General features: G+C 42.6%; 23 protein-coding genes and 1 tRNA gene. 5 read left to right on the top strand and 19 right to left on the bottom strand.

What is annotated here, in order from left to right; translation table 11 throughout:
* Nucleotides 1-17: 17 nt before the first annotated feature.
* From V7L31_RS30600 to V7L31_RS30615, 5 genes are all read right to left on the bottom strand, one after another.
* Entirely contained in the window at nt 18-806 is a 789-nt protein-coding gene (locus V7L31_RS30600) for a DUF3883 domain-containing protein (protein ID WP_334699712.1), read from the bottom strand.
* Nucleotides 807-872: 66 nt separating this feature from the next.
* Nucleotides 873-1,076: a DNA cytosine methyltransferase gene (locus V7L31_RS32760; RefSeq protein ID WP_442944523.1), complete on the bottom strand. Its 204-nt coding sequence runs from the start codon at nt 1,074-1,076 to the stop codon at nt 873-875.
* A 121-nt stretch (nt 1,077-1,197) separates the two neighbouring features.
* Nucleotides 1,198-1,461 (bottom strand): hypothetical protein, encoded by a 264-nt coding sequence (locus tag V7L31_RS30605; protein ID WP_334699713.1) that lies wholly within the window; start codon nt 1,459-1,461, stop codon nt 1,198-1,200.
* Nucleotides 1,462-1,536: 75 nt separating this feature from the next.
* A complete protein-coding gene (locus V7L31_RS30610) occupies nt 1,537-1,815 on the bottom strand; it encodes a BrnA antitoxin family protein (protein WP_334699714.1) in 279 nt (92 codons plus the stop codon).
* A gap of 38 nt (nt 1,816-1,853) precedes the next feature.
* The gene (locus V7L31_RS30615; RefSeq protein WP_334699715.1) at nt 1,854-2,057 is read right to left on the bottom strand and encodes a BrnT family toxin; all 204 of its coding nucleotides are present in this window, start codon (nt 2,055-2,057) and stop codon (nt 1,854-1,856) included.
* 126 nt (nt 2,058-2,183) lie between these two features.
* Here V7L31_RS30615 and V7L31_RS30620 point away from each other — a divergent pair, with 126 nt between their 5' ends.
* Nucleotides 2,184-2,522 (top strand): hypothetical protein, encoded by a 339-nt coding sequence (locus V7L31_RS30620; protein ID WP_334699716.1) that lies wholly within the window; start codon nt 2,184-2,186, stop codon nt 2,520-2,522.
* A gap of 140 nt (nt 2,523-2,662) precedes the next feature.
* The gene (locus V7L31_RS30625; protein WP_334699717.1) at nt 2,663-3,100 is read left to right on the top strand and encodes a hypothetical protein; all 438 of its coding nucleotides are present in this window, start codon (nt 2,663-2,665) and stop codon (nt 3,098-3,100) included.
* 275 nt (nt 3,101-3,375) lie between these two features.
* Here V7L31_RS30625 and V7L31_RS30630 read toward each other — a convergent pair.
* Nucleotides 3,376-3,447 (bottom strand) — tRNA-Thr (locus V7L31_RS30630).
* A 33-nt stretch (nt 3,448-3,480) separates the two neighbouring features.
* Between V7L31_RS30630 and V7L31_RS30635 the strand changes: the two genes are divergently transcribed.
* On the top strand, nt 3,481-3,774 hold the full coding sequence (locus V7L31_RS30635; RefSeq protein WP_334699718.1) for a DUF3493 domain-containing protein: 294 nt from the start codon (nt 3,481-3,483) through the stop codon (nt 3,772-3,774).
* Nucleotides 3,775-3,912: 138 nt separating this feature from the next.
* Here the strand turns inward: V7L31_RS30635 and V7L31_RS30640 are convergent, their stop codons facing one another.
* The 8 genes from V7L31_RS30640 to V7L31_RS30675 all read right to left on the bottom strand — a co-directional run bounded on the left by V7L31_RS30640 (nt 3,913) and on the right by V7L31_RS30675 (nt 14,706).
* On the bottom strand, nt 3,913-5,604 hold the full coding sequence (locus tag V7L31_RS30640; protein WP_334699719.1) for a DUF1565 domain-containing protein: 1,692 nt from the start codon (nt 5,602-5,604) through the stop codon (nt 3,913-3,915).
* A gap of 294 nt (nt 5,605-5,898) precedes the next feature.
* Nucleotides 5,899-6,096 carry a hypothetical protein gene (locus V7L31_RS30645; RefSeq protein WP_179066571.1) on the bottom strand — a complete coding sequence of 66 codons (198 nt, stop codon included), beginning with the start codon at nt 6,094-6,096 and terminating at the stop codon, nt 5,899-5,901.
* Nucleotides 6,097-6,273: 177 nt separating this feature from the next.
* Nucleotides 6,274-6,894, bottom strand: a complete 621-nt coding sequence (locus V7L31_RS30650; protein ID WP_334699720.1) for a low-complexity tail membrane protein — start codon at nt 6,892-6,894, stop codon at nt 6,274-6,276.
* 105 nt (nt 6,895-6,999) lie between these two features.
* The gene (infB, locus tag V7L31_RS30655) at nt 7,000-10,176 is read right to left on the bottom strand and encodes a translation initiation factor IF-2 (RefSeq protein ID WP_334699721.1); all 3,177 of its coding nucleotides are present in this window, start codon (nt 10,174-10,176) and stop codon (nt 7,000-7,002) included.
* 482 nt (nt 10,177-10,658) lie between these two features.
* Nucleotides 10,659-10,928, bottom strand: coding sequence for a YlxR family protein (locus V7L31_RS30660; RefSeq protein WP_179066568.1), 270 nt, complete (start codon nt 10,926-10,928; stop codon nt 10,659-10,661).
* 147 nt (nt 10,929-11,075) lie between these two features.
* Nucleotides 11,076-12,350 (bottom strand): transcription termination factor NusA, encoded by a 1,275-nt coding sequence (gene nusA / locus V7L31_RS30665; RefSeq protein WP_334699722.1) that lies wholly within the window; start codon nt 12,348-12,350, stop codon nt 11,076-11,078.
* A 214-nt stretch (nt 12,351-12,564) separates the two neighbouring features.
* Nucleotides 12,565-13,026 carry a ribosome maturation factor RimP gene (rimP, locus tag V7L31_RS30670; RefSeq protein ID WP_292849347.1) on the bottom strand — a complete coding sequence of 154 codons (462 nt, stop codon included), beginning with the start codon at nt 13,024-13,026 and terminating at the stop codon, nt 12,565-12,567.
* Nucleotides 13,027-13,257: 231 nt separating this feature from the next.
* Nucleotides 13,258-14,706: a hypothetical protein gene (locus tag V7L31_RS30675; protein ID WP_334699723.1), complete on the bottom strand. Its 1,449-nt coding sequence runs from the start codon at nt 14,704-14,706 to the stop codon at nt 13,258-13,260.
* Nucleotides 14,707-15,129: 423 nt separating this feature from the next.
* Between V7L31_RS30675 and V7L31_RS30680 the strand changes: the two genes are divergently transcribed.
* Nucleotides 15,130-15,843: a peptidoglycan-binding domain-containing protein gene (locus V7L31_RS30680; protein WP_334699724.1), complete on the top strand. Its 714-nt coding sequence runs from the start codon at nt 15,130-15,132 to the stop codon at nt 15,841-15,843.
* A 31-nt stretch (nt 15,844-15,874) separates the two neighbouring features.
* Here the strand turns inward: V7L31_RS30680 and V7L31_RS30685 are convergent, their stop codons facing one another.
* Nucleotides 15,875-16,768 (bottom strand): SDH family Clp fold serine proteinase, encoded by an 894-nt coding sequence (locus V7L31_RS30685; RefSeq protein ID WP_334699725.1) that lies wholly within the window; start codon nt 16,766-16,768, stop codon nt 15,875-15,877.
* 142 nt (nt 16,769-16,910) lie between these two features.
* Nucleotides 16,911-18,800, bottom strand: a complete 1,890-nt coding sequence (locus V7L31_RS30690; protein ID WP_334699726.1) for a serine/threonine-protein kinase — start codon at nt 18,798-18,800, stop codon at nt 16,911-16,913.
* A 292-nt stretch (nt 18,801-19,092) separates the two neighbouring features.
* Between V7L31_RS30690 and V7L31_RS30695 the strand changes: the two genes are divergently transcribed.
* On the top strand, nt 19,093-20,001 hold the full coding sequence (locus V7L31_RS30695; RefSeq protein ID WP_334699727.1) for a Tll0287-like domain-containing protein: 909 nt from the start codon (nt 19,093-19,095) through the stop codon (nt 19,999-20,001).
* Between the two features lie 221 nt (nt 20,002-20,222).
* Here the strand turns inward: V7L31_RS30695 and V7L31_RS30700 are convergent, their stop codons facing one another.
* The 3 genes from V7L31_RS30700 to V7L31_RS30710 all read right to left on the bottom strand — a co-directional run bounded on the left by V7L31_RS30700 (nt 20,223) and on the right by V7L31_RS30710 (nt 23,844).
* A complete protein-coding gene (locus V7L31_RS30700) occupies nt 20,223-21,470 on the bottom strand; it encodes a serine/threonine-protein kinase (RefSeq protein ID WP_334699895.1) in 1,248 nt (415 codons plus the stop codon).
* A gap of 654 nt (nt 21,471-22,124) precedes the next feature.
* Nucleotides 22,125-22,880: a Uma2 family endonuclease gene (locus V7L31_RS30705; protein WP_334699728.1), complete on the bottom strand. Its 756-nt coding sequence runs from the start codon at nt 22,878-22,880 to the stop codon at nt 22,125-22,127.
* Nucleotides 22,881-23,118: 238 nt separating this feature from the next.
* On the bottom strand, nt 23,119-23,844 hold the full coding sequence (locus V7L31_RS30710) for a Uma2 family endonuclease (RefSeq protein WP_334699729.1): 726 nt from the start codon (nt 23,842-23,844) through the stop codon (nt 23,119-23,121).
* Nucleotides 23,845-23,878: the final 34 nt, after the last annotated feature.

Raw genomic sequence — 23,878 nt, forward strand, 5'->3', positions numbered from 1 at the left:
AGTAAATTATATAATGATTAATACTTAGATTCCCAAGTAAAAGATTTATAATTAAAAGTTATTTGTCTTTGTAATATAATGTTTCTTGTAAAATTCATATTGCTTACAGGATCAAAAATAATACTAAACTTTGGAACATCTTCCAAACTACTTACGACCACAAGAGCATAATCCTTTTTATATTCCTGCGCCTTCAAAAATTCATTATTTGTTAATCTTACACTACCATAATTAGATTTAATGCCTTTTATTTCAGCTAAAAATGCTTTTTGGAAAACATCTACTTGAAAATCGTAGCCATCTCCAAACGTTCGGGCATCTTCTAAAAAACCATCTTTAAATTCGTGTATACTTTGATAATTTTGTATAAAAAACAGTTCTGCTGCTTTCCCAGTATCTTGTAATTGCTTAAATTTGCTCTTTAAAATAGGGCTTATAAGTTTCGCATTTATAGTGTCTATACTACTAATTTTTTTATCTAAGTAGAGTTTGATAATATTTGCATAAGATTTATAATCTTCTGAACCAAAAAGGGAATCAATTAGTATTTTTCGATGAATATATGTATTTCCTTTTTGCCACCATCCTTTTCTTGCATTATCAAAAAAAGGATCAAATAAATCTTGTCTATTTTTTATTGTCCCTACAGTTTTAGCAATACCAGTGTTTACAAGATAAACAAAAAACTCTTGCTTAGTTTTAAAACTAAATTCTCTAACAAAATCCATATCAAATTTAGCTAAACCATATCCAATTAAATTAAGAATTTCATAATTCTCATGTTTGTTATTATTGGCTCGACTCATAAATTTGATTATTAACTTAAAATAATAAAGTAATAATTTGAATATCAGCGATTACCTTATGTTATGTCAAGCAGCATCTAGAACTGCGGGAAAAAGAACATAACCAGCATCCGTAAATTTTCTTGCAATATAATCAACTACTGTTAATTTGCGTTTATTCTTACTTTTATTAGAACGAGGTGTCCATAGAATACCTTGCACATTTTCCAAAAGAATTGCTTTCGGTGCTAGTTCTAAAGAACATTCAATAAAGAACCCTTGAACCTGGATTACAAGCTGGCTTTATCATGAAATATTTTATGTCAAAGAATTCAATTATAAGATGGTCTTTGTTTGGATTGAATATACGTACCAAAATTGACACTAGTATCAAAGATTATAGCATCACTACTTATTTACGATAATTTTTAAAATTGTCCCTTAATTTTTGATGTACGCGTTGGCGTAGCCTAGCGCAGGCATTGTACCAGAAAGGAATCACAGTTTGTCCCTGACAAAATACCTCTAATGCCGCTTGCTTGTCAAACTCTAATAGTTGCAAAGGTTGTTCAGGCGATCGCCCAGTGGCAGTTTCAGGTAAAACAAGGGTGTGATGCCTGGGTTGGGCTACGCCAACGCAATTGTGATTTAGGCGATCGCGCTTTTGAGGAAACATTAAGCAACACCCACCCAATATAAATTGTCATCTAATCGAGGGGGAAGTTCCGGTGTAATATTGAATTTTGAATTGTTACACTGCTTTGTGTTCGTCGCAGTTTTCGATGTAAAGACGTAAAACAGAGTTGATTAAGGTTTTATATTCTCCGCTTTGAGCTTGAAACCACTCTAGTATATCTGGCTCAATCTGTACCAATTGCTGTGCTTGAGGTGCGGGAACTCGGAGAGTAGCTTTCTGAAAAAAATCTTCTGTCAATGGTGGAATATCAGAGTAGTCAATTTCTTCATCGTTCATTGACTCCAATGCTGTCCAGTTAGTACGAGAGGTATTTCTCAAGTTTTTGTCGCTCATACCGATTTGCCCTTGGTGCTGAAATGATCCGAATCACATTATTTTTGCGTTCTGTCCAACACTAGAACGGCTACACCGTTGCTGAGGAAACCTATACCGAGCCAACGGTCTTCTCCGTAATCAAAACGATCATCTAACTCAATTAGCATTGGACTTTCAAACATCTCAGGAACATCGGCGAAATCAATCTCATGTTTGCGAAGATTCTCTAAATTTTTCGCCTCATCCCACTCAAACTGCATGAAAATTTAGACACGCTAATTGAACCATCTCTATTATCCTGCATAATATCCCAATACGCTCAGTGTTAGAGATAACCTGATTTTTGCGTAGGTTGGGTTGAGCGATAACGTAGGCGCAATGATTTTGTGATGCCTGCGGTAGTCTATGCCAACGCATTTATAGATTTGGCGTTCGCAATTGCTATTTCGGGGTATGCAATTACTATTTCGGGGTATGCAATTACTATTTCGGGGTATGCAATTACTATTTCGGGGTATGCAATTACTATTTCGGGGTATGCAATTACTATTTCGGGGTATGCAATTACTATTTCGGAGTATGCAATTGCTATTTCGGGGTATGCAATTGCTATTTCGGGGTATGCAATTGCTATTTCGGGGTATGCAATTGCTATTTCGGGGTATGCATTTATTGATTTTGTGATTACTGTTGCTGATTGTACTTATTCTAAAACAACAAAATGATATGAAAAATGAGTAAAAACACAGTCAAAGTCGTAATTCTTTTATTGAACTTTTAATGAAAGAAATCCACAAAACTACCCATCTCAGGCAAAAGCATACTCCACTATGTTGAAAAAGGAATTATTAAAAAAGGATGTGTTATGTCTTTAAAAACTCGTGGTTCTGCTGCTATTGACAAAGCCCAACTTCGTCTCGCCTTGCTTAAATCTATTGATGAAAATCTGGATTTAGGACATGGGTTAACCATTGAAGCTTACAACCACCTAATCAATACTACCCGTGCGATGGTAGAAGCTAATAATACGCTAGTTTCCAATCTGGAAGAATCGCGTAAAACAGTAACCCAGATGGATAAAGCTCTCTCCGAAATGTCTGAACGAATGCTAAGTGGAGTTGCAACTGTCTACGGCAAAAACAGTATGGAGTATTCCAAGGCTGGCGGCTCCAATCGAAAACGAAGTAAACACTCTAGTTCAAAAGCTACTCCACTTGTAGCGGTTCTTACGACTCAACCTACTCAAGCTGCAATTGCCAATGCGTCAACTAACGGTAATGGCACAACTCCTTTGCCGCAATAATCCACGCCTATTTAAACAAGAAACCAGAACCCCGACTTTTTAGAAAAGTCGGGGTTCTTTTTGTCGCCAACATTTTGTTATGTCGAGGATGCGATCGCTCCCGAATTAGTAGTAAATACTTGAGTTCCTCGCACTGTCACATAATCACCATCATCAGAATCTAGGTTTGATGACAATAATTTGTCACAACGACATCAATATGTCACCGATCATAGATAATTAGTCACTGTACATGATTTGTGTCAAACTTGACTATTGAGCAATACTTTTATCAAAGCCGATGATGGGATTTGAACCCACGGCCTGCTGATTACGAATCAGCTGCTCTACCACTGAGCCACATCGGCGTACACAATCTAAGAGTATAACATGATTTAATCATGGTAGATCAAAATCGCAAAAATCGCCTTAACCCCGAACAATACGCCAGCCTCAAAGCAGAAATAGCCGCTCCTTATCGGGGCTTCCGACAATTTTTCTATGTTGCTTTCGGTGCTTCTGGTTCACTCGGTGCATTCGTCTTTTTCTTCCAAGTGCTTGCCGGACGCAATGTTGAGAGCGCTTTGCCTAATTTAGCTCTTCAAGTAGGAATAGTTGCTCTCATGGTTTTCCTTTGGCGCTGGGAACAGCGTCGGCAACAACGCCCCCAATCGGGTAAAAATCCTAATTCCTGAAGGGAGAAATTTTAGCTAGTTAATTTTTAGATTCTGCAAATTTTATGTTTAAAAAACCCTAAAATTAAAACCCACTATATCAGAAGCGCCAGACTAGTAAATTATCAGTCTGGCGCTTAAAATTTGCTAACTAGGCATTTACTGGGCTGTTACCAAATAGGATGAAGGAATGGGTTGGGCACGTCCAGCATTGACGAGTGCCTGGTAAACAAAGGCAGCAACCTCGGCTCTAGTTGCCTGACGATTAGGATTTAGTTGCTTCACTGTGGGATAGTTGATTACTAATTGCCGTGCAGTTGCCGCCGCAACAGGAGCGATCGCATAATTAGGAATCTGGGCAGCATCAGTGTAAAAGGAAAGGATATTCTGATTATTCGCAGTTAAGCCCAAACCATTAGCTAAAGCGACTAACACCTGTACTCTGGGGATTTGCTGCTGTGGCTTAAAAGTGCCATCGGGATAACCAGAAACAAATTGACTCTGGTAAGCAGATTGAATTGCAGCGTAAGCCCAAAAATTGGTTGCTACATCCTTAAACTTAATGCCTGCACGTTTGACTGGTGGCGTTAAGGCTTTAGTGACAATAGTGGCGAATTGAGCGCGGGTTACAGGTTCATTTGGTTTAAAGCTGCCATCAGGGAAACCAGCAATAATACTTTGGGAGGCTAAAGCTTCGATGTAGGTTTTTGCCCAGAAATTTGCTGGCACATCTTTAAAGGCAACAGGCCCTCCAGGGGGTACATCAACAGATGCGGCAACAAAATCTACTGAGCCAAAAATCTTTTTCTGATCGATATCGTTGCCAACAGCAATAATTTTACCTGTTTTGGTGGCGTTGTTCACATCATAACGAGTGTTATTGCGGATCAGATTACCACCAGGATTTTCATTGGTGCCAAGATCGGGTAAAGCACTAACAGTTGCTACTACTCCATCCCGCTTATTATTCTGAATGACATTCTTACGCAATACGGGCTTCGCTGACTCTGAGATAAAAAGACCATCTTGATTTTCGACAATTTGGTTTTCCACAACTAGGGGCGTAGAAGTGCCACCGATCGCAAGACCAAAACCTGTATCCTGAAATAAGTTACTCCGAATTTCTCCTTGGGCCGCTTTAGCAATTGAAATGCCATTGCCTTTGTTTTGCACAAAGAGATTACCTTCGACTTTGGGATTGGCTGTACCCGTGACAAAAACACCCTCTCTAACGCTGTTAGTAAAAGTACTGTTTTTGATGATGGGATTAGTTGATTCCACCCACACACCCGTACCCCGGCTATTTGGGTTGGTGACGGTGACACCAGTAATAGTGGTATCTTGCTCGGCAAGGATGGTAATATCTTGTCTGGCAAAGGTACGGCTAGTGTAGAAACCTCCACCTGTTATTAATATCCCCTGACCTTTACTAGCTTCATCACCCCGCAGTATTACCCCTGGTTTCAGCAACAGTGGGAAGGTTTCGCCACTTTCTTGGTTATAGTTACCAGGTGCTAATTGAATAACTGCACCTGCTTGGGCTTGACTGAGAGCGAAACTGATGCTTTTGTAAGGTGTCGCTGAGGTTGCACCAGCACCAGCCCTATCTGCACCACTTGCTGGATTAACGTAAATCGCTGCGGCTGTTGTAGGAACTTGTGCTGTGAGAGTTGGGGCAATACTTTCTCGGTTAGTCGCACCAGCATTAACTTCACTCGGTAGTAGTGAACCACTAGAAACAATAAGCATTGCCGTGAGTCCGGCTCCCACGTGCAAAGTATATCTGAGATTATTGCTAGAAAGAAGGCGGAAATTTTTCGCTAGAAAAATGTGAAAACCCCGATATTTCATTTTTTGAGTCTGTGATGTGCTGAATTACGGTATGTTGAACAAGGTTTTACAATAGTTACAAGGCTACTATGAAACCCATGCAAAACTATACTGGATGATTAGCACTGATTCAGCTAAATTCCTTAGATACATCACAGAACTTATACATTAGTTATATTAGACATCTTCAGAAATTAATTATACGTTACGTATAAATACTTGTAGAGACGCGTTAATGCTGGGATTAGTCCCACTGTTAACGCGTCTCTACATTCTTTTTCACCAGATGTCTATTGTGTTATTTAGAAAATTCTACTAGTAAGCTAAAGTTTCTAAAGTTTCCCTTAAATATCGCTGTACTTGCTGTTCCAGACGAATTCCCTGTAATTGGGTATCGCGTTCTAGTTGCCAGCGCTGAAAACCGGAACTAGTGGAGATCGCGCACTTAAGGCTATACCAAATTTCAGTATCAGCAGAAAATTGGCGATCGCTAGAAGCTGGAATTTGAGCCATAGTTCCTCATTCCTTTATTTTAAACTTCAACGGTAATTAGGTTTTGGGCATTGAAAGGAGGCAGAGGGGCGGGGTGCAGGGGGCGGAGGGGAATAATTCTTCTCCCTTGCTCCCTGCTCCCTGCCCCCTGCTTTCCTCTCTAGTCCTTGAAAGTGAAATAATATACTTTGTGGGCTGCTACGAATCTGTATTTATCCTAAACAAGGATTGCAGTAATCGGGGGACGATTTGATTAACCCGCACCCCTAAAATGGTAAAGTCTTGCTTAATCTTTTCTAAAGATAACGGTTCTATGCCAGCAAATTCTGTGTCATTAGTCACCAAAACTCGCATTACACTCACAGGTATTTGTAAAAATAGATTGCTGCCTAAAAAAGCTAACCCTGCAAGCACTAGTGCAAGACTGCGCCATTGTGGGAGAAATTTAGCTGAATTTGCTACTAATGGGGCAATTTGATAAAGATACCACAATACAAAAACTGACAATACTGCTGCTACTAATGCCAGAATACGATTTAACTTTGTATTAATTAAACAGAGAATTTTTCGCTGACTTTCAGTCAGATTTTCTGGCTTTTGGGCTATTCCTAAAAGAGCAAATATATAAAAGGGGCGACGCAACTGCATCCACAACAGGGGGAGAACACCGATGGCGGCAACTAAGAATAGCTCCATCCAGACTGGTAAAAACGGCTCGCCTACAGACAAGAAAAATAAACAGAGTACTAAAAAAACAGGCAAAGTCGCCAATCCAGCGACATGAATCCACAAAATAGGTTCAGAGCGAAATGAATGCATATTATAAAAAGTTGTAAGTTAAGAGTTAGGAGTTAAGAATTAGCAATCTTTAACTACTAACTCCTAATTTATCACTCCTAACTTCTAACCATTTTACCCTTAACACTATCTCGTTAAGGTGAGAGTGCGGCGTTTCGTAACCATCTGATAGGATTCGATGATGTCACCTTCAACCCAATCATTGAATTTGTCGATGCCGACACCGCATTCATAACCAGCGTTAACCTCACGGGCATCTTCTTTCATCCGTTTTAGGGAATCAAGGACACCTTCAAAGATCACCTTACCGCCGCGTCGCACTCTGACTTTGCAGTTGCGAACTAGCTTGCCAGATTGAACGTAGCAACCGGCAACCGCACCACGACCGACTGGGAAGACGGCACGGACTTCGGTTTGACCCAAGGGTTCTTCCACCAACTCTGGTTCCAAAAGACCTTCCAAGGCATCTTGGATATCTTCTAGGAGTTTGTAGATGACGTTGTATTCCCGGACATCGACGCCTGCTTCATCGGCGGCTTGTCTAGCGCCACTGGCAAAGGTGGTGTTGAAGCCGATAATTACAGCGTTACTAGCAGCGGCTAAGTCGATATCTGTCTCGGTGATTTCCCCAGCAGTCGCCAACAGCATCCGAATTTGGACTTCGTTTTGCGGGATTTGCTTGAGCGCTCCCACAATGGCTTCCACCGAACCTTGTACGTCTCCTTTCAAGATCAAGTTGAGTTCTTTCAACTCGCCTTCTTGGGCTTGAGCGGACAGGGTTGTGAGGGTAACACGACCTTGTAACAGACGGGATAGGCGTTGTCTATCGGCGCGATCGCTAGCGAGTGCCCTGGCTTCTTTTTCGTTCTGGAAGACCTCGAACTCATCGCCTGCTGCTGGTACATCACTTAAACCTAGTACCTCGACAGCAAAGGAAGGAGAAGCAATATCTACTCTCTTGCTTCTGTCATCTACCATTGCCCGGACTTTACCGAAGGCCGAACCAGCTACCAAGATATCGCCCACACGCAGAGTACCATTCTGAATTAGCAAGGTAGCAACTGCTCCTTTAGCTTTATCCAGATGTGCTTCAATGACAGTTCCTTTGGCGGCACGATCTGGGTTAGCAGATAGTTCTCCAACTTCTGCTACTAAGAGAATCATTTCTAAGAGCGTATCCAGATTTTCACCTCTGATAGCGCTCACAGGAACCATGATTGTCTCACCGCCCCAGTCTTCTGCTGTCAAACCATATTGGGTCAGTTCTTGTTTAACCCGCTCTGGCTGTGCCCCTTCTTTGTCAATTTTGTTGATGGCAACAACAATTGGCACTCCCGCAGCTTGGGCGTGACTAATGGCTTCAATGGTTTGGGGACGGACACCATCATCAGCAGCCACTACCAACACGGCAATATCTGTTACCCGCGCTCCTCGTGCCCGCATCGCTGTAAAAGCTTCGTGACCAGGAGTATCCAGGAAAACTATCTGCTGTGGTTTACCCTCATGTACCAAATCCACATGGTAAGCACCAATGTGTTGAGTGATACCGCCAGCTTCGCCAGCAGCCACTTTGGTTTTGCGGATTGAGTCGAGCAAGGTTGTTTTACCGTGGTCTACGTGACCCATAATTGTCACGACTGGCGGACGGCGGTGGAGATATTCTAGGTCTTCTGCACCGACCATTTCCGTAATTTTCCGAGCTTCGGCTTCTCGTTCGACGGTTTCAACTTCTATTTCTAGTTCTTTTCCTACCAGGGTAATTGTGGGAATATCTAGATTTTGAGTGATACTCACCGCCATACCTTTCAGGAACAGGATTTTGACAATCTCTGTATCGGGAACGCCTAATACGTCAGACAGTTCTTGCACAGTCAACGGCCCTGTGATCGTCACTTTTGGGGGACGTTCGCGCTTGGTCTCGGCTTCTTGGCGACGGTTTTGGTGATGGTCGCGGCCAGAACCAGACCGAGAACCAGACCGAGAACCAGATTTTTTAGCTCTTGCAGTTGGGGCGCTAGCAAGGGTTGCACCTGGCATCTGTACAGGTCGAGTCGCTTTCGGTTTGGGAGGACGAGCGATGGAAAGGCTGACTTGGACTATGGCTGGTGAGTCGATATCGTCATCATCCAGCAAATCTTCTTCAAACTCATCATCAAGGATGGGCTTGATCCGCTTGCCTTTAACGCCAGCTTTTGCCTTCTCTTTAACTTCGTCAATGATTTCCTCTTCTACCCACTTTTTGCCGCCTTTGGTCGGGCGAGGCGGACTTGGGCGTTTCAAGTCGAGGAGATCGGGAGTGATTGGTTCATCACCCAATCCTTGAGATTTGCCGGCTATTCCTGACAACTGCCTGGGTGGAGTAGCGATCGGCATTGCGGCTGCTACAGATTCACCTGGGCGTGCTGGTCTAGGTCGTTGCCCTTCTCCTAGTTGTGATGGTGCAGATGGTCTATTGCCCCTTGGCTCTGGTCGGCTGGGTGCAGGAGTGGGACGACTTGTCCTTTGTGGCGCACCGACTGGCGACTGGTCTGTTGGCAGTTTAGCGACTCTCGGCTTAATTTGCTCGCGATCGCCTTCTGCGGGTCGTAGCCGTTGCTCGCGTTTGAGGATCGGTTTATCTGCCTGATATCCTGGCTGTTCATCTACCACCGGAGCTTCTTCCGCCGCCGGTCTGGCTGGAGGAGCAACTAGTTGCGGTTTAATCGGTTTTTCCGATTTCGGTCTGGGTGCAACTGTTTTTTCCGGTTTTTGCGATGCTATTTTTTCCGGTGCTGGATTTGGATTAGGCGTTTGTTCCAAGTCAGCGATCGGAGATTGGATCGGAGGTTGCTCTTTAGTCTCAGATTGAGTCCGGGGCACAGGACGAGTTGGTGCTGCCGGTTTCAGGGGTGAGACTGGTGTAGCGAAAGGCCGTGGAGGAGAGGGAGGATTAGCTTCAGACAAGGCAGCTTGGGTATTGTTAGCAAGTGACGCCTCTGGGGCGTTGGGAGTAGTATTTCTCAATATTTTGGGTTTGCGTATTTCCAAAATTTGCTGTTTGTGGGGTGCAGCAGGTCGGTTACGTCCGCCGTTGGGTGGTGAATTTGGCTTATGGCTGGTTGTACCTAGTTCCTTTTTGGCTGACACATTCGTAGCTGCAAGCTTTTCTGCTGCTGCCCGGATGTTTTCTGCCTCGGATTCTGAAATCGTGCTGCTATGGCTTTTGACCGCAATATCGAGCTGGTCGCAAATTGCTAGTAGCTCTTTGTTATCCAAATTCAATTCCTTTGATAATTCATAAATTCTAACTTTGCCGTTGTTCATCCACTCTTCCCCTTTAATTTACAGTTTTAGCGGATGGTTGCCTGGTTTGCGACATCTCCATCCTTGGATTACTGTTTTTAGACTGCCGTTCAGTTTTTGCCGGTGCCTCCAATCAGGAAAGAGAGATGTTTCGGTTTAATAATGGCATCCCCACCAGGAATGATGGTTGAGGGATACCTATAAAAACTTCTTAAATAAAAGATTTTTATAGGAACCCTTGACGCCGAACTGCGCCTGAGCGCTACCAGGTTGCCATTTTGTAGTTTCTTGTTTTGGTGATTCTGAGTCTTCCACAACACAATCGATTACATCTTGTTCTGGGAATGTTGCTTCGTCCCTCTTTATTATTGGAGAGCCGAATGCCTTTTACACCCATTTACTATTTTGGCACTAACCTTAACGATCAACGGGGAGTGTGATGAAAGCACGACTTCGGCTTTCGACACAATGCCTCTGATGATTACGTCACAAAGTTGTTCCAACTAAATTTGGTTTTGGGTATTAATGCGGGCTAGACGTTGCGACAAGCTTTGGTACAGTGTTTCTGGCACTGATGCATGTAGCGATCGCCCTAGTCGATTTTTTTTTTGAGCCGCTTGTAAGCAACTCGTTTCTGGACAAATATAGGCGGAACGCCCCATGCCCTGATCTAATTGTACCTTTCCCGATGGAAAGACGCGGACAATCCGCCAAAACTCATCTTTTGAGCCTACTTTACGGCAACTAATACAGCGCCGATAATTTGGTTTCATCGGTTCTCTACGATCTCAGCCCAGGATAATGGCAGTAAAAATAAGTTTACTATGACTATTTTTTACCTATACCCAGCAGTTTTGAGAAAATAATCCTTGAGACTAAGACTACAATCTACAGTATCAAAACTTTACAAAATTAATCAATTATTCATCATCGTTGTTGTCAAAACTATCTTCTTCTAATTCTTCCTGACTTTCATCCTCGTATTCTTCCTCGTATTCCAGATCGTCTTCCTCTGATTGATATTTTGTTCTGACGGCTGCAAATTTGGCATCCTCTCCTGCAAAGTCATACTTAGCTTTGTCTTTGATGTCTATTTTCCAACCAGTCAGGCGGGCTGCCAAACGGACGTTTTGTCCTTCTTTGCCGATAGCCAAACTCAATTGATCTTCAGCCACCAGTACGTGAGTTTGCCGTGATTCTGGGTCCATCAGCCGTACTTCATCTACCCGTGCTGGACTTAAGGCATTAGCAATGTATGTTGCTGGGTCTGGCGACCAGCGAATTACATCTATTTTTTCACCGCGTAATTCGTTGACTACCACTTGAATTCGCGATCCCCTGGCTCCAATACAAGCGCCTACTGGGTCTACATCGCGATCGAGAGTATCTACTGCTATTTTAGTCCGGGGGCCGACATAACGCGAGGGGGGGTTTGCCTCCCTCGCGACGGCAACAATCCGTACCACTTCATCTTCAATTTCTGGGACTTCGTTGGCGAAGAGATAAACCACCAAACCAGCATCAGCACGAGACACAAGCAACTGTGGCCCTCGTTGCTGACCTTGGGAGACTTTTTTCAGATATACCTTGAAGGTGGCATTTGCTCGATAATTATCGTTGGGTAGCTGTTCTCGCTTCGGTAATTCGGCTTCTACTTCTGGCTGACCAAAATTACTGGTGACTGCCAAAACCACTGATTGCCGCTCAAACCGCAGGACTCTTGCTTGCAGGACTGTTCCTTCTAAATCTTGGAACTCTTCTTGCACCATTTGGCGCTGTTGATCCCGTAGTTTTTGCGCCAATACCTGCTTCGTTTGCATCGCCGCCATCCGCCCAAATTCTCCTTGGTCGGGGGTAACATCCAGCACTACAGAGTCCCCTAATTGCGCTTCGGGAGCGACTTGTTGAACTTCCTCTAGGGAAATCTGGTGGTCTGTATTATTAACTTCTTCGACAATGGTTTTGGTGGAAAGGACGCGAAAGCCTTCTCCTTCAATATCGAGTTCTACTTCAAAATTTTCAAAATAATCTTCGTCAAACTGTCTGCGCTCTAAATTTTGGGCACGACGATAACGTTCATAGCCTTTGAGTAGGGCTTCTCTAATCGCTGATTGAACTGCAAGTCGGGGTAAGTTGCGATCGCGACTTATACTTTCAATTAATTCTTTTAATCCAGGTAAAGTAACCATTGACATAAGCAATCTCCTTTAGAAATTAGAAATTAGGGACTGGGGACTGGGGACTGGGCATTGGGTATGGGGCATTGAAAAGAGGCAGAGGGGCGGGGTGCAGGGGGCGGAGGGAAAAATTCTTCTCCTTTGCTCCCTACTCCCTGCTCCCTGCTCCCTAGCTCCCTGCTCCCTAGTCCCAAGTCTCCTAGTCTCCTAGTCCCTAGCCTCTAATCCTCGTTTATCGGCGCTCGTCTAACTGCACCTTATTAATTAGGGAACGGGGAATTTCGACTACACGACCTTTTTGGTTTAAGTAAAGTGTTGTCTCATCCCGACGAATCAACTGACCTGTCCACTCTTGTTGTCCGTCGTAGGGGGGCGTTGTGGAGATAATGACAGGAAATCCTTTAAAGGAAATAAACTCCCTGTCTGTTACCAATTGCCGCGAAATACCAGGACTAGACACTTCCAAGACGTATTTATCTGGAACGATTTCCGCAGCATCTAAGGAAGCTTCTAAAGCACGGCTCATCCTCTCACAATCGTTCAACCCAGTGTCTTGTTCAGGGTTACGAATATCTACCCGCAACACTGGGGGACTTTGGTTGGTGTGAAAAACCACGCCAACCACTTCTAATCCCAGTCCTTCTGCTACTGGTGTCGCCAAATCAATAATTTGTGGAACTAAAGGATGAGCCATGAGAGAATTCAATAAAAAAAGTGGGCGTCGACCCACTTCCTGCGATAGGTATATCTTCCAAGAAGTCTTGTGACGAACCAAATGATGATTCGCCTAATTCGAGTTTAGCGCATTTCTTAAATAGTCATTAGTCATTAGTCATTAGTCATTGGGCATTGGCTTTAGTAATCCTCCTTGTCTCCCTGCTCCCCTGCTCCCCTGCCCCTCTGCCCCTCTGCTCCTCCGCTCTCCCTACCCTTCCCGGATTTTTGGGAGAGTATTACCTTTATCAACTACTGTGGAAACTGATGTTTGTGTTCTTAGCTTCCGAGTTTGCTCGATAATTTGGTCTATGTCTTCTTGGGATAGACGCTGAACGTAGTTGAGTTTGATTTCCTCTAAGAAGTCAAAAAGTAAACTCTGAATTTCTGAAAGTACGTGTTTTTGCTTTATTTGAGATCCCAAGGCTTTGCTAAAGGTTTCTACTAGTTGACTGGTGAGTTTTGCACCCACAGGGTCTTCAACAGCACTAACTAACGTTTTGTAAAGATTAGTTGTGATTTGAGTCGCCAATTGTTCGCTTAACTGGGTTTGAGCCTGTCCCACGCCAGGGAGATTCTGGAGATTGCGGTAAACGGGGACTTGATGGAAGACGGTTTCGATGTTATGGCGCAAAATGGCAACGATCGCAGGTTGAACATCAGGTAGCACTTGGTAGACTATTGTTTTTACCAAAAGACCTGCGATCGCTTCCATTTCATTCACATTATTAATATCTATATAGGGACGTAAATTTTCTTGTTGCGAGAGCCAGTTTGTTAACTCACCCCGCTGAATTGAACCCTGAACCTGATTAATCACTCTCACCACGACAATTTCTGTGAGTTCTTCGGCAAAATTGGCGACAATTCCCTGATTAAGTTGCTTTCGCACTGGATGCAGATTCAATAACCGCGCTTGATCGAGGCGAATTAATACAGGTATGATTCGCAATCCTCGCCAAAATGGCAGTAGTAAAAATAAATCGTACCAACGCCACAATAGTGCTTCTAACCAGCTAAAACCAGGATGTTGGCGTTTGAGCAAGAAGGTGCGCCCCAGCAATTCTACGCCAAATAAAATCAGAAAAGGTAAGTCAATAAGCCAGAATTTATTAATAAAATCGCCATTTTCCCCGATTTGGCGGTAGTAGTTACTAGCGATCAAAGGGCGGATGCTTTTGTTAAAAAAATTAATTTCTTCAAGCCAGCCATTTTGTGATAGATACGGCTGACTCCAAAAAGTAGCGAAGGACTGTTTTGCAGATTCTTTACCGATGTGCGATCGCATTCTTTGTTTGATTTTTTCCAGCGTTCCACTCTTATTCGCTCCCGCAAAGGGGTTACTGTCAATTATCTCGCTACTAAGACGCCTGATTTCTTCTAGCCTGCTATTGACTTGAGGCGACTGTAACCCTGTTTGGCTGACTTGTTCTTCTAATGCCTTTACTAGTTCTAAATAATTTTTCGTCTCTCGATGACTTTCAATACCTTTGATTGGATCATAAATCTCAACAATTTGGGGAAGTTTTCGCAAGTAAAAATCTCGCCAAGGTACGTAACTAAAATCAAACAAAACTAAACCTAAATTTACGGCGGTAGTAATTGCCATAAATCTTTCAAACCAAAGATTACGCTGTTTAGAAGATTTTACGTTTCTCATTCTTTGTCATATATTATACATTTTGAGAGCATTGAGAATATAAGCTCTTTCGCTTAATTAATTTTCGGCTATTTCCAAGAAATTACGAGTCGTGATGCCTAAAGCCCCCGTGCTTCCAGCGAAAAGGGCAGTTAGAAATCAAAACCACACGAGCTTTAACCGCCTGTGTGAGTACCAGTCCCAATTCCCAGATCAAAGGGTCTATTCGATTCAAATCATAACTGTTGTATCTCTGCTCATATAAGATACTTCTTTTGATAGATGATACAAATAAATTTTTGTGCTTTAGGCTAAATTTTACAAAAATAAGTCACAAATTATTCAAAAATCATGAAATAATCGTGAAAAAAGTTATTAAACAAACTTAAAATGCAGCTGTTAACTTTTATAATCCTGCTGATTTAACCCAAAGGAGTTTTGAATATGTGGTGTGGGTTTGGAAAATCAAGCGCAACCTTTGCTGTTACTTGCCTGGTGACTGCTAGTTTAGTAATTGCAGACACCGGTTTCGCAGCCCCTCAGCGTAGCTATACGCCCCAGCAGTTCCGTGAGGTATTGCGGGGATTAGGCTATAACGTCAAGATAACAAACACTGCTTTGACGGACGAAGAAACTAAAAAGGCAATTCGAGAATTTCAGACGGGCTATAAGCTAAAACCAGTTGATGGGATAGCAGGGCCAAAAACCCAAGATTTTGCTGCTAATATCGTTAAAATTCTGCACACCAATTTGAATGCAGTGGTGAAGCCCAATCCTCCCCTCCCACGCGATCATTTTTATGGTTCCCGCACAGAAGAAGTGGTGAAGGAATATCAGAAGAAATATCAGCTGCAAGAAACTGGAATTGCTAATTTAGCACTCCGCCAAAAGCTGAATGAAGAAGCAAAGACAGTTGTGAGTCAGCCGACGGCTAAACCAACAGCAACACCGACACCGACACCAACAGCTAAACCGACGGCTAAACCGACGGCTAAACCGACGGCTAAACCGACGGCTAAACCGACGGCTAAACCAACAGCTAAACCGACGGCTACCCCAACAGCTACCCCAACAGCTACCCCAACAGCTACCCCAACAGCTACCCCAACAGCTACCCCAACAGCCACTCCAACAGCCACTCCAACAACTACACCCTAGTTGCCACAAACAACTCCTACCCCAGAACCACTCAAGTCCTCTGATTTGGTTCTTCTAAGGGTCTGCCCTTGGGTGTAGGTAGAATTGGAAGGCGGTCATTGTAAGGCATAGGAATGTACTGCACGCTGGGTCTCCCTCCTTGGGATTGTGGGTACAGATCCATGAGATCGTAAATAGAATGGGGCAGTCCGACGGTTACGGGCAGCCCCATTTCTGTTGCTTCTTCAATAGTGATGGGATAGTCGTGAGTGACGCGCCCAGTTGTTAGGGCTTCGATAATCGGTTCGATATTTTCTGGCAGAACTTTTTGTTTGGGTATACTATCTTTCAGGAGAGTCCGCACAAACTGCTGCACTTGCTGAATTGCTTTGCGTGAGAGGTCAGCCATAATTAAAGTTTGGTCATCGATCTCACTGATGGGTTTATCTTCAACTACTTTCAGGATACTAGCTGCGGGGTAATTACCCAATTGGGGATCAACTGGCCCTAAGACAGCGTTAGCATCCATAATAATTTCATCAGAGGCGATCGCAAGCATTGTACCGCCACTCATAGCATAGTGAGGTACAAAGACTGTAACTTTTGCCTGGTGGCGAATTAAAGCTCTAGCGATTTGTTCGGTAGCCAAAACCAAACCACCAGGAGTGTGCAAAATTAAGTCAATGGGCACATCTGGAGGTGTGAGGCGAATTGCACGCAATATTTGTTCTGAGTCTTCGATAGTAATGTAGCGAGATATCGGAATTCCCAGAAAGCTAATGGACTCTTGGCGGTGAATTAACAAAATCACCCGACTTTTGCGTTCCTGCTGGAATTCTTGTAAAGCACGCAAACGCCGATATTCTATTTGACGTTTTTGCCAAAGGGGTTGCAGAGAAGTCAGAAGGAGGAAAATCCAGAATAAGTCACCAATACCAAAGCCCATATCTCTAATTTATTGTTCAAAAATCACGGTTGCCGTAATTATTGTGACAAATTTGGGGCGATCGCAATTCTATCTGTAGATTTAAAAGTATCGAACCACACTCAGCACAGAGAGACGTAAATTAAAAATTAAAAATTATTTACTACCCCCTCCGCCAAATTTTGATAGTGTCGTCATCACCACCGCTAACTAGAGTTTGTCCATCATGACTGAAGGCAACGCATCTCACATAGCTGGAATGCCCTGTAAGTGTACTGATTTCTCTGCCACTGTGTACGTGCCACACTTTGATAGTGTTGTCCCAACTACCACTAGCGAGAAATTGTCCATCCTGGCTAAAGGCGACTGACCAAATGGAATCAGAATGACCAATGAGAGTACGAATTTCTCTGCCTGTATTTACATGCCACAGTTTAATTGTGTTGTCACCACTGCCACTAGCGATAATTTCCCCATCCTTGCTAAAGGCGATACAGTTGACAAAGAAGGAATGACCTGTAAGTGTATAAATATTTCTGGGGGTGTATCCTTGCCAGAGTTTAATTGTGTAATCATTACTGCCACTAGCCACTAGCTGTTTATCCTGGCTATTGGTTGCAGGCGTTCTCGGACAGTAAGCCACTGATGAAACTGCGTCGGAATGACCTGTGAGAGTTTGGATTTCTATGCCAGTACCCACTTGCCACAGTTTGATTGTGCAGTCAGCACTGCCACTAGCCAGAAACTTGCCATCTGGACTAAAGGCAACAGAATTCACCCAGTTGGCATGACCAATGAGAGTACGAATTTCTTTGCCTGTGTTGACATCCCATAATTTGATGGTATTATCCCAACTACCGCTAGCTAAGATTCCCCGATTTAAGTCTGTAACTCCCGCAGATTTGCTGGAATCTCCTTGATAAGAAAAGTTTGCAGAAATTGGGCTAAAAGCAACGGAATGAACCATACTGGAATGACTAGAAAACCAACGACCCAATTGACGCACTAGCTTGCCACTAGCCACTTGCCAAAGTTTGATAGTCTTGTCATTACTGCCACTAGCAATAAATTGGCCATCTGGGCTAATGGCGATCGCATGAACCATACTAGAATGACCTTTAAGGGTCTGCACACATTGCCACTTCTGTCGGTCTAATACAACAGGTGGAGGTAGTTGCTGTCTAGGTGTGACAATTAAGGTAGAAGGTATTTCTGTTATATCTTCCCCAACATCAGGGTCCAATAAATCCAACCATTCCTGCACAGATTGGGGACGGTAGGTTGACTCCAAATCCATACCGCACATAATAGCCTGATTTACCCTACTGCTGATGTTGGGATTCAAATATTGTGGTGGTTCTAAATTAATATTATGACGCCGATCATCTGCACTTGTTGGTACAACTGCGGTAAGTAAATTATACAAAGTAGCGGCTAAGGCATAGATATCAATGTATTCTCCTCGTGGCGCTTCTGCTTCATACTGCTCAGGAGGGGCAAAACCAGGAGTGCGATATGCAGTATGCCTTTGAATTACATTAGGAATAAATTCTCTAGCGATGCCAAAGTCTATCAGCACTGCTTCTGGTTTATCAATACGGATCATTATATTGCGTGGTTTGAGATCCCGATGCAGCAGTCCTTTAGAATGGATTAGGGTCAAAGCACTGCCAATTTGCCGGATATACAGCAGTGCTTCTGCTTCTGATAGCACCCCTATTCGCTTCAAACGCTGTCCCAAGTCTTCGCCTTCGATATAATCCATCACCATGCAAGGGAAATTTCCCTCATCAAAGATGGTTTCTATCTGTACTATATGAGGATGATGGCACACAGCCAGCCTAACTGCTTCATCACGAAAGTCTTGCCGTAACTTGTTTCGGTGGAGTATCCAGGCGGGGTGATTCAGGATTTCTTCTTTGAGGGTTTTAATCACTCGCTGTTGATTCCGTTGATTTCTGGCAAGATAAGTAATGCCAATTCCGCCTTCACCTAGTTGGCTTTCGATAATGTAGCGTCCCCCGAATAAAGACTTTCCTGCATTCCACACCATTAGTAATATTTGACAATTGCTGGTATTTATTTTGGCACGGCATCAAAACAGCCACCGGAATTTTTGGGAATTCCATTTGAATTGCTGTTGTAGATTTTTACAACTTAGTTACTTAGAGAACATTTTCATTAACCTCAATAATTACTAATAGTATAAAGTTGGATATATCCTCATAGTTTTAGCTCAACTATGTCTTTACACTAAAATTTTTAGTTGATTGCTCATGCTAGAGTAAACGATGACTTTAGCAATATTTGTTCATAATAATTTGACTTATCGATAATCTAAAATTATGCTAAAGAATCTAAATCTGAAACAAAAATTTACAATTTTACTACTGGTAATTCTCACATTCGGTCTGAGCTTGACTGGGTTTGCTCTTTCCTCCCTGCTCCGAGAAAATGCTAAACAAGATATTAGCTCAACTGGTCTCATGCTCATTCAAACAATGAGTTCTGTTCGCAAATACACCAGCACTCAAGTGAATCCAGAGCTAGTTGATAAATTGGCTACTGAATTTTTGCCGCAAACCGTGCCTGGATACTCAGCACGGGAGGTATTTGAAATTTTACGAAAAACAACAGAATACCGTGATTTCTTTTACAAAGAAGCAACTCTCAATCCGACAAATCTTCGGGATAAGGCTGATGGTTTTGAAACGGAAATTGTAGAAAGGTTCAGAAATAAATCAGACCTTAAAGAAGTAAGTGGATTTCGCTCAATTCCTGGTGGGGATATCTTTTATATTGCTCGTCCCTTAGAAGTTTCTGAAGAAAGCTGTCTGAAATGTCATAGTGTGCCCGAAGCTGCACCTCAAAGTATGATTACTCTTTATGGCGCAGCTAATGGATTTGGGTGGAAGCTTCATGAGATTGTCGGCGCTCAGATTATATCAGTACCGGCGAATAATGTAATCAGTAAAGCCAATCAGTCTTCTTTACTAATTATTCTGATTGTATCAGCTATATTTATCGTGACTATCCTGTTAGTCAACCTGTTCTTGAATCGACAAGTTGTGATGCCTCTTAAGCGTATGACTCGCATAGCTGAGGAAGTCAGTACGGGACACATGGAAGTTGAATTTGAGCAGATGTCTAATGACGAAATTGGTAATTTAGCTAAAGCCTTTAAAAGGATGCAGTTAAGTTTAGAAATGGCAATGAAAAGAATCAAACGCACTCAGGGAAATACAGGTGATTAAATTCAAAAGTCAAAAGTCAAAAGTCAAAAGTCAAAATTGTTTGACTTAAACCCACAGAATTAGTTAAAAGATGAAAATTTATTCCTAATTCTATGGTGTACAAGTCAATACGGTTCAATTAAGGATTTTTGGTATTGATTTTAGGTCTGTAGAGACGTTGCATTGCAACGTCTCTTGCATTGAACTTCGGGCTTAACTGAACTGTGTTGGTGTATAAGCCTCTATAAGAACAAGCTTTTTTTGAATTCAAAAGCTGCTTGAAAGCTAGGAATTTCCCTAGCTAAGAGTTCAATAAATTGGTCAGGTGAAATATCAGGATTTTGAGCTAATATTTCTTCTATAATCAGATTTGCCATTGGGCCAATGTGATAAGCTAGCTGTTGTTGACAGTGTTTAACAAATGCTGGCTGGAGTGAAGGTTGTCGTTGTTGAATTCGCCCAGTTTGTGGATTAGTCGGTGAACTAAAAATTGTTTCTGTTTCTTCAGGTTGGTTATATGATTGCGATATGTCCGACATCCCCTGAAATTCAGGGTTAAATACCGTGGAAGGCAAATCATCAACCATAATTGCAGGAGATGCTGCTACTTTTAGTTCTTCAATACGCTGTAAATCTATGATAACTTCCCTGGCTGTTTGGTATCGCTTGTTAGGTCTATCTGCCAACATGCAATCAAGTACTTGAGCGAATTCATCAGTAACATAGGTATAATAACGCCAGTTCCACTCTAAGGAGTATTGATCCATTAGTAAAGATGGATCTCTACCTGTGAGTAGTACAATAGCAGTTACACCCAAAGCATAAAGGTCACTAGAGGGTGAACATAAACCCAGGCTAATCTGTTCGCGGGGAGCATATCCCACTTTCCCGACGAGGGACATTTTGCCAACAAATGTTACCTGTTGATTTGAACTTCTTCCCTCGTTTATATCAGTAATTTGTTTACCTACACCAAAGTCAATCAGTACTGGCAAATTATTGCCATCAGGTAACATGATGTTGTCAGGAGAAATATCTCGATGGATAATATTATGTTGGTGGACATATTCCAAAACAGGCAGCAGATTCTTTAGCCACTGTATAACTTCGTCTTCAGAAAAGTTTCTCCCTTGACGTTGAAGTTCTCCTAGTAGTCTAGAATATGTTTTACCATCGACATATTCTTGTACTAGAAAAAGCCTACCATCTCCTTCAAAGCAAGCCAAAAACTTGGGAATTTGAGGATGTTGCAATTGATGAAGAATTTTTGCTTCTCTTTTAAATAAGTTGCGATATTGTTCCAGTCCACTTTCCCCTGTGCCAATGGGTGCAAATTCTTTGAGAACACAAGCTTCATTAAACCTACGAGTGTCAAAGGCCAAATAGGTTCGTCCCAATCCTCCCTGTCCTAGAAGTTTTTGGATAATATAGCGGTTATCGATTAGAGTTCCAGCAGCTATTTCTGGCCTTGTGATATGAGACTGTGACATCATCATCGCACTCCTAGCGATTTTATTTTTGATAAATTATCTAGTTTGCTGAAAGTCAGAAACTCTAGCAGATAAAGGCTGATAACATCCTTAAAATTGAGGTTAGCATCACTATCCAGACAAGGAAATACACTTTTCTACAATCTTCTGATGGTCTTGTGTTATCAAACAAACAGTTTTTACTTGGGTAGCTCGATCATACTACTCATACTTAGATATTTTAGCCGCCGCGACATCATCCGTGTCTGCGGTCATATCTGCAAATATCGCCTTTTGATTCGCTGCTGTACTTTGTTTTACCCCTAGTAGCCCAATTGGCACTGAGTTGGGGAATAGTAAGAATATAGCGCGATTATGGTTTTTTTGAAAAACTGAGGTTGCTATAAGACTTGCTGAAAAAAATATTATATGTATTTCAAGTGCTGAATATGCGTTAGCGCAGCTCGTCGTAGACATCGCTCTCAAAAATTAATCTTTACGAGAACCAGTATCATTATGAATGAGATAGCTGTTTCGGCATCAGCTATGAAAGGTTTCAGTATAGATGAGTTCTCAAAAGCAGAAAATTATCCTCCGTATTACAAAAAACTCCTGAAGCTACAATAATTCATCTAGTTCATCAGGATTCACACCTAACTGACGCAAACGTTCTGTTTATTGTTCTACTTTTCGTTTGGCTTGAGTAGCTTCTTGTTCGGCAATGATAGCTCGTTCAGTAGCCGCCGCCGCTTCCTCTGTGGGTGCGGGAATTAATTCTCCCGTTAAACTGAACCACCTTAACCACAACCTTTCAATATCTCGAAATGAACCTTGCCATAAGCCTAAACTTAAATCTATCTCTGGCATTAGTAAACGTCCTTCGGTCAAGTTCATCGGTTCATAGTGACCGCCGACTAACTGAAAAGCCCGAAGTTCATTAGTGTAGCGACTAAAAACAACATAGTAGGGAATCCGCAGAATTCGCTCATAAACTTCCCATTTGCTAGGAGGTTTATCTACTGCACTTTCTCTTCTTGTGCCTAAATCTTCGTCTTCCGTACCAGGGGATAATAACTCAACAACCACGAAAGGATTTGCTGGTTCTTGCCAAGTTACATAACTTAAGCGTAAGTCTTGCCCTTTGTATAACTTTTCTACACCTACCACACCAAACCAATCCGGGCGCTTATACCACAAAAGATGCTGTAAATCATAGTAGAGATTAAGGTCGGCCGCACTGTAAACTAGTTCGGGATTCCAGTTAACGGGCTGAAAAGTTAAATATAAAAGTAAGGGTTGTAAAAAGTGAAAATCGTCTGGCAAGCCTGGTTCCTCTGGGTTGTCACTTGGTAAATCATACATCGTTGGTAGAGTTTCCCAAGGAGGAAGCGGCGGGTCAGATTGAGGGATGTAATGGGGAGAAGAAGTCATATTATGCTAAATTCATAGCTTCTAAAAGGGAACAGGGAATAGGGAACAGAAGCGAATAGATATTTACTGAGTTTTTTCACGCAATCTAATAGGATTCCTATAGATGGCGATCGCAGTTGTTAAACCCTCGTTTTGCCTAACAACTGGTATTCACTTAATCATTTGTGAGAAATTAAGATCCCCGACTTGTTTGACAAGTCAGGGATCAGTGCCTTTCAATTTTTCTTAAAACATTTCATCACACTTCTGGCTCAATGCCCGCCGCCCGTAATTGTGCTACTAGTCGTTCAGCGCGTTGGCGTTCTTGTTCGGCGCGTTCGCGTTCCTGTTGGGCTAACTCGGAACCCCAAGGCAAAAGCTTTCTTTGTTCATCCCACCATCGTAACCACTTTCCTATGCGGTTTTCACGAGTACCTTGCCACACCCCAAGGTAAAGATTCATTTCTGCTATCCAGTAGCGTTGATTTTCATCAGGCTCTTGCAAAATGTACTGTTCTGTAGTTAAGCGATACATCTCGATACTGCCGCTATCTGGCTCAAAGATGATGTAGTTTGGCACTTTTAAGATGCGCTCGTAGAAAAACCATTTTCCTGGGGGATATGTCGCTTTGATAGAATACTCTGTCTCCTGTGTATCGGAAACAAATTCCATCACAATTAGCGGAATGTCACCCTCTAATTGAGGTGTGTAACTGCGTGTTACTTTTTCTCTACTAACATTAATTTTGGGAATAAAAGCCCAATCAGGGGCTTTAATGACCATTTTGTTGTTTATAGTGGCACAAATGCCGTAATTAGTTGTTGTTAGGGCGTTAGCTGAAATTTTTCCAGCTAATTGTAGACTTTCTGTAAGTGCGGCAGCTAAGGCTGGTTGGTTGATGTTGTCCACTGGATCATCTGGGAGTTTGTAATCATCGGGTAGTCTTTCCCAAGTGATTTGGTAGTCTTGGGTGAGGGTTGTCATGAGGATTTTCCTTTGGTGTGTAAAAAGCACTAGT

The sequence above is a fragment of the Nostoc sp. genome (assembly GCF_036916655.1).
Lineage (GTDB): Bacteria > Cyanobacteriota > Cyanobacteriia > Cyanobacteriales > Nostocaceae > Nostoc.

Excerpts from the sequence above, each read along its gene's own strand:
- V7L31_RS30650 (WP_334699720.1), bottom strand. The coding sequence starts at position 6,894 with ATGCATTCATTTCGCTCTGAACCTATTTTGTGGATTCATGTCGCTGGA.
- V7L31_RS30600 (WP_334699712.1), bottom strand. The coding sequence starts at position 806 with ATGAGTCGAGCCAATAATAACAAACATGAGAATTATGAAATTCTTAAT.
- V7L31_RS30700 (WP_334699895.1), bottom strand. The coding sequence starts at position 21,470 with ATGTCACAGTCTCATATCACAAGGCCAGAAATAGCTGCTGGAACTCTA.
- V7L31_RS30690 (WP_334699726.1), bottom strand. The coding sequence starts at position 18,800 with ATGGTGTGGAATGCAGGAAAGTCTTTATTCGGGGGACGCTACATTATC.
- V7L31_RS30710 (WP_334699729.1), bottom strand. The coding sequence starts at position 23,844 with ATGACAACCCTCACCCAAGACTACCAAATCACTTGGGAAAGACTACCC.
- nusA (WP_334699722.1), bottom strand. The coding sequence starts at position 12,350 with ATGTCAATGGTTACTTTACCTGGATTAAAAGAATTAATTGAAAGTATA.
- V7L31_RS30695 (WP_334699727.1), top strand. The coding sequence starts at position 19,093 with ATGCTAAAGAATCTAAATCTGAAACAAAAATTTACAATTTTACTACTG.
- V7L31_RS30675 (WP_334699723.1), bottom strand. The coding sequence starts at position 14,706 with ATGAGAAACGTAAAATCTTCTAAACAGCGTAATCTTTGGTTTGAAAGA.
- rimP (WP_292849347.1), bottom strand. The coding sequence starts at position 13,026 with ATGGCTCATCCTTTAGTTCCACAAATTATTGATTTGGCGACACCAGTA.
- V7L31_RS30605 (WP_334699713.1), bottom strand. The coding sequence starts at position 1,461 with ATGTTTCCTCAAAAGCGCGATCGCCTAAATCACAATTGCGTTGGCGTA.
- V7L31_RS30640 (WP_334699719.1), bottom strand. The coding sequence starts at position 5,604 with ATGAAATATCGGGGTTTTCACATTTTTCTAGCGAAAAATTTCCGCCTT.
- V7L31_RS30615 (WP_334699715.1), bottom strand. The coding sequence starts at position 2,057 with ATGCAGTTTGAGTGGGATGAGGCGAAAAATTTAGAGAATCTTCGCAAA.
- infB (WP_334699721.1), bottom strand. The coding sequence starts at position 10,176 with ATGAACAACGGCAAAGTTAGAATTTATGAATTATCAAAGGAATTGAAT.
- V7L31_RS30645 (WP_179066571.1), bottom strand. The coding sequence starts at position 6,096 with ATGGCTCAAATTCCAGCTTCTAGCGATCGCCAATTTTCTGCTGATACT.
- V7L31_RS30705 (WP_334699728.1), bottom strand. The coding sequence starts at position 22,880 with ATGACTTCTTCTCCCCATTACATCCCTCAATCTGACCCGCCGCTTCCT.
- V7L31_RS30660 (WP_179066568.1), bottom strand. The coding sequence starts at position 10,928 with ATGAAACCAAATTATCGGCGCTGTATTAGTTGCCGTAAAGTAGGCTCA.
- V7L31_RS30680 (WP_334699724.1), top strand. The coding sequence starts at position 15,130 with ATGTGGTGTGGGTTTGGAAAATCAAGCGCAACCTTTGCTGTTACTTGC.
- V7L31_RS30610 (WP_334699714.1), bottom strand. The coding sequence starts at position 1,815 with ATGAGCGACAAAAACTTGAGAAATACCTCTCGTACTAACTGGACAGCA.
- V7L31_RS30685 (WP_334699725.1), bottom strand. The coding sequence starts at position 16,768 with ATGGGCTTTGGTATTGGTGACTTATTCTGGATTTTCCTCCTTCTGACT.
- V7L31_RS30625 (WP_334699717.1), top strand. The coding sequence starts at position 2,663 with ATGTCTTTAAAAACTCGTGGTTCTGCTGCTATTGACAAAGCCCAACTT.
- V7L31_RS30635 (WP_334699718.1), top strand. The coding sequence starts at position 3,481 with ATGGTAGATCAAAATCGCAAAAATCGCCTTAACCCCGAACAATACGCC.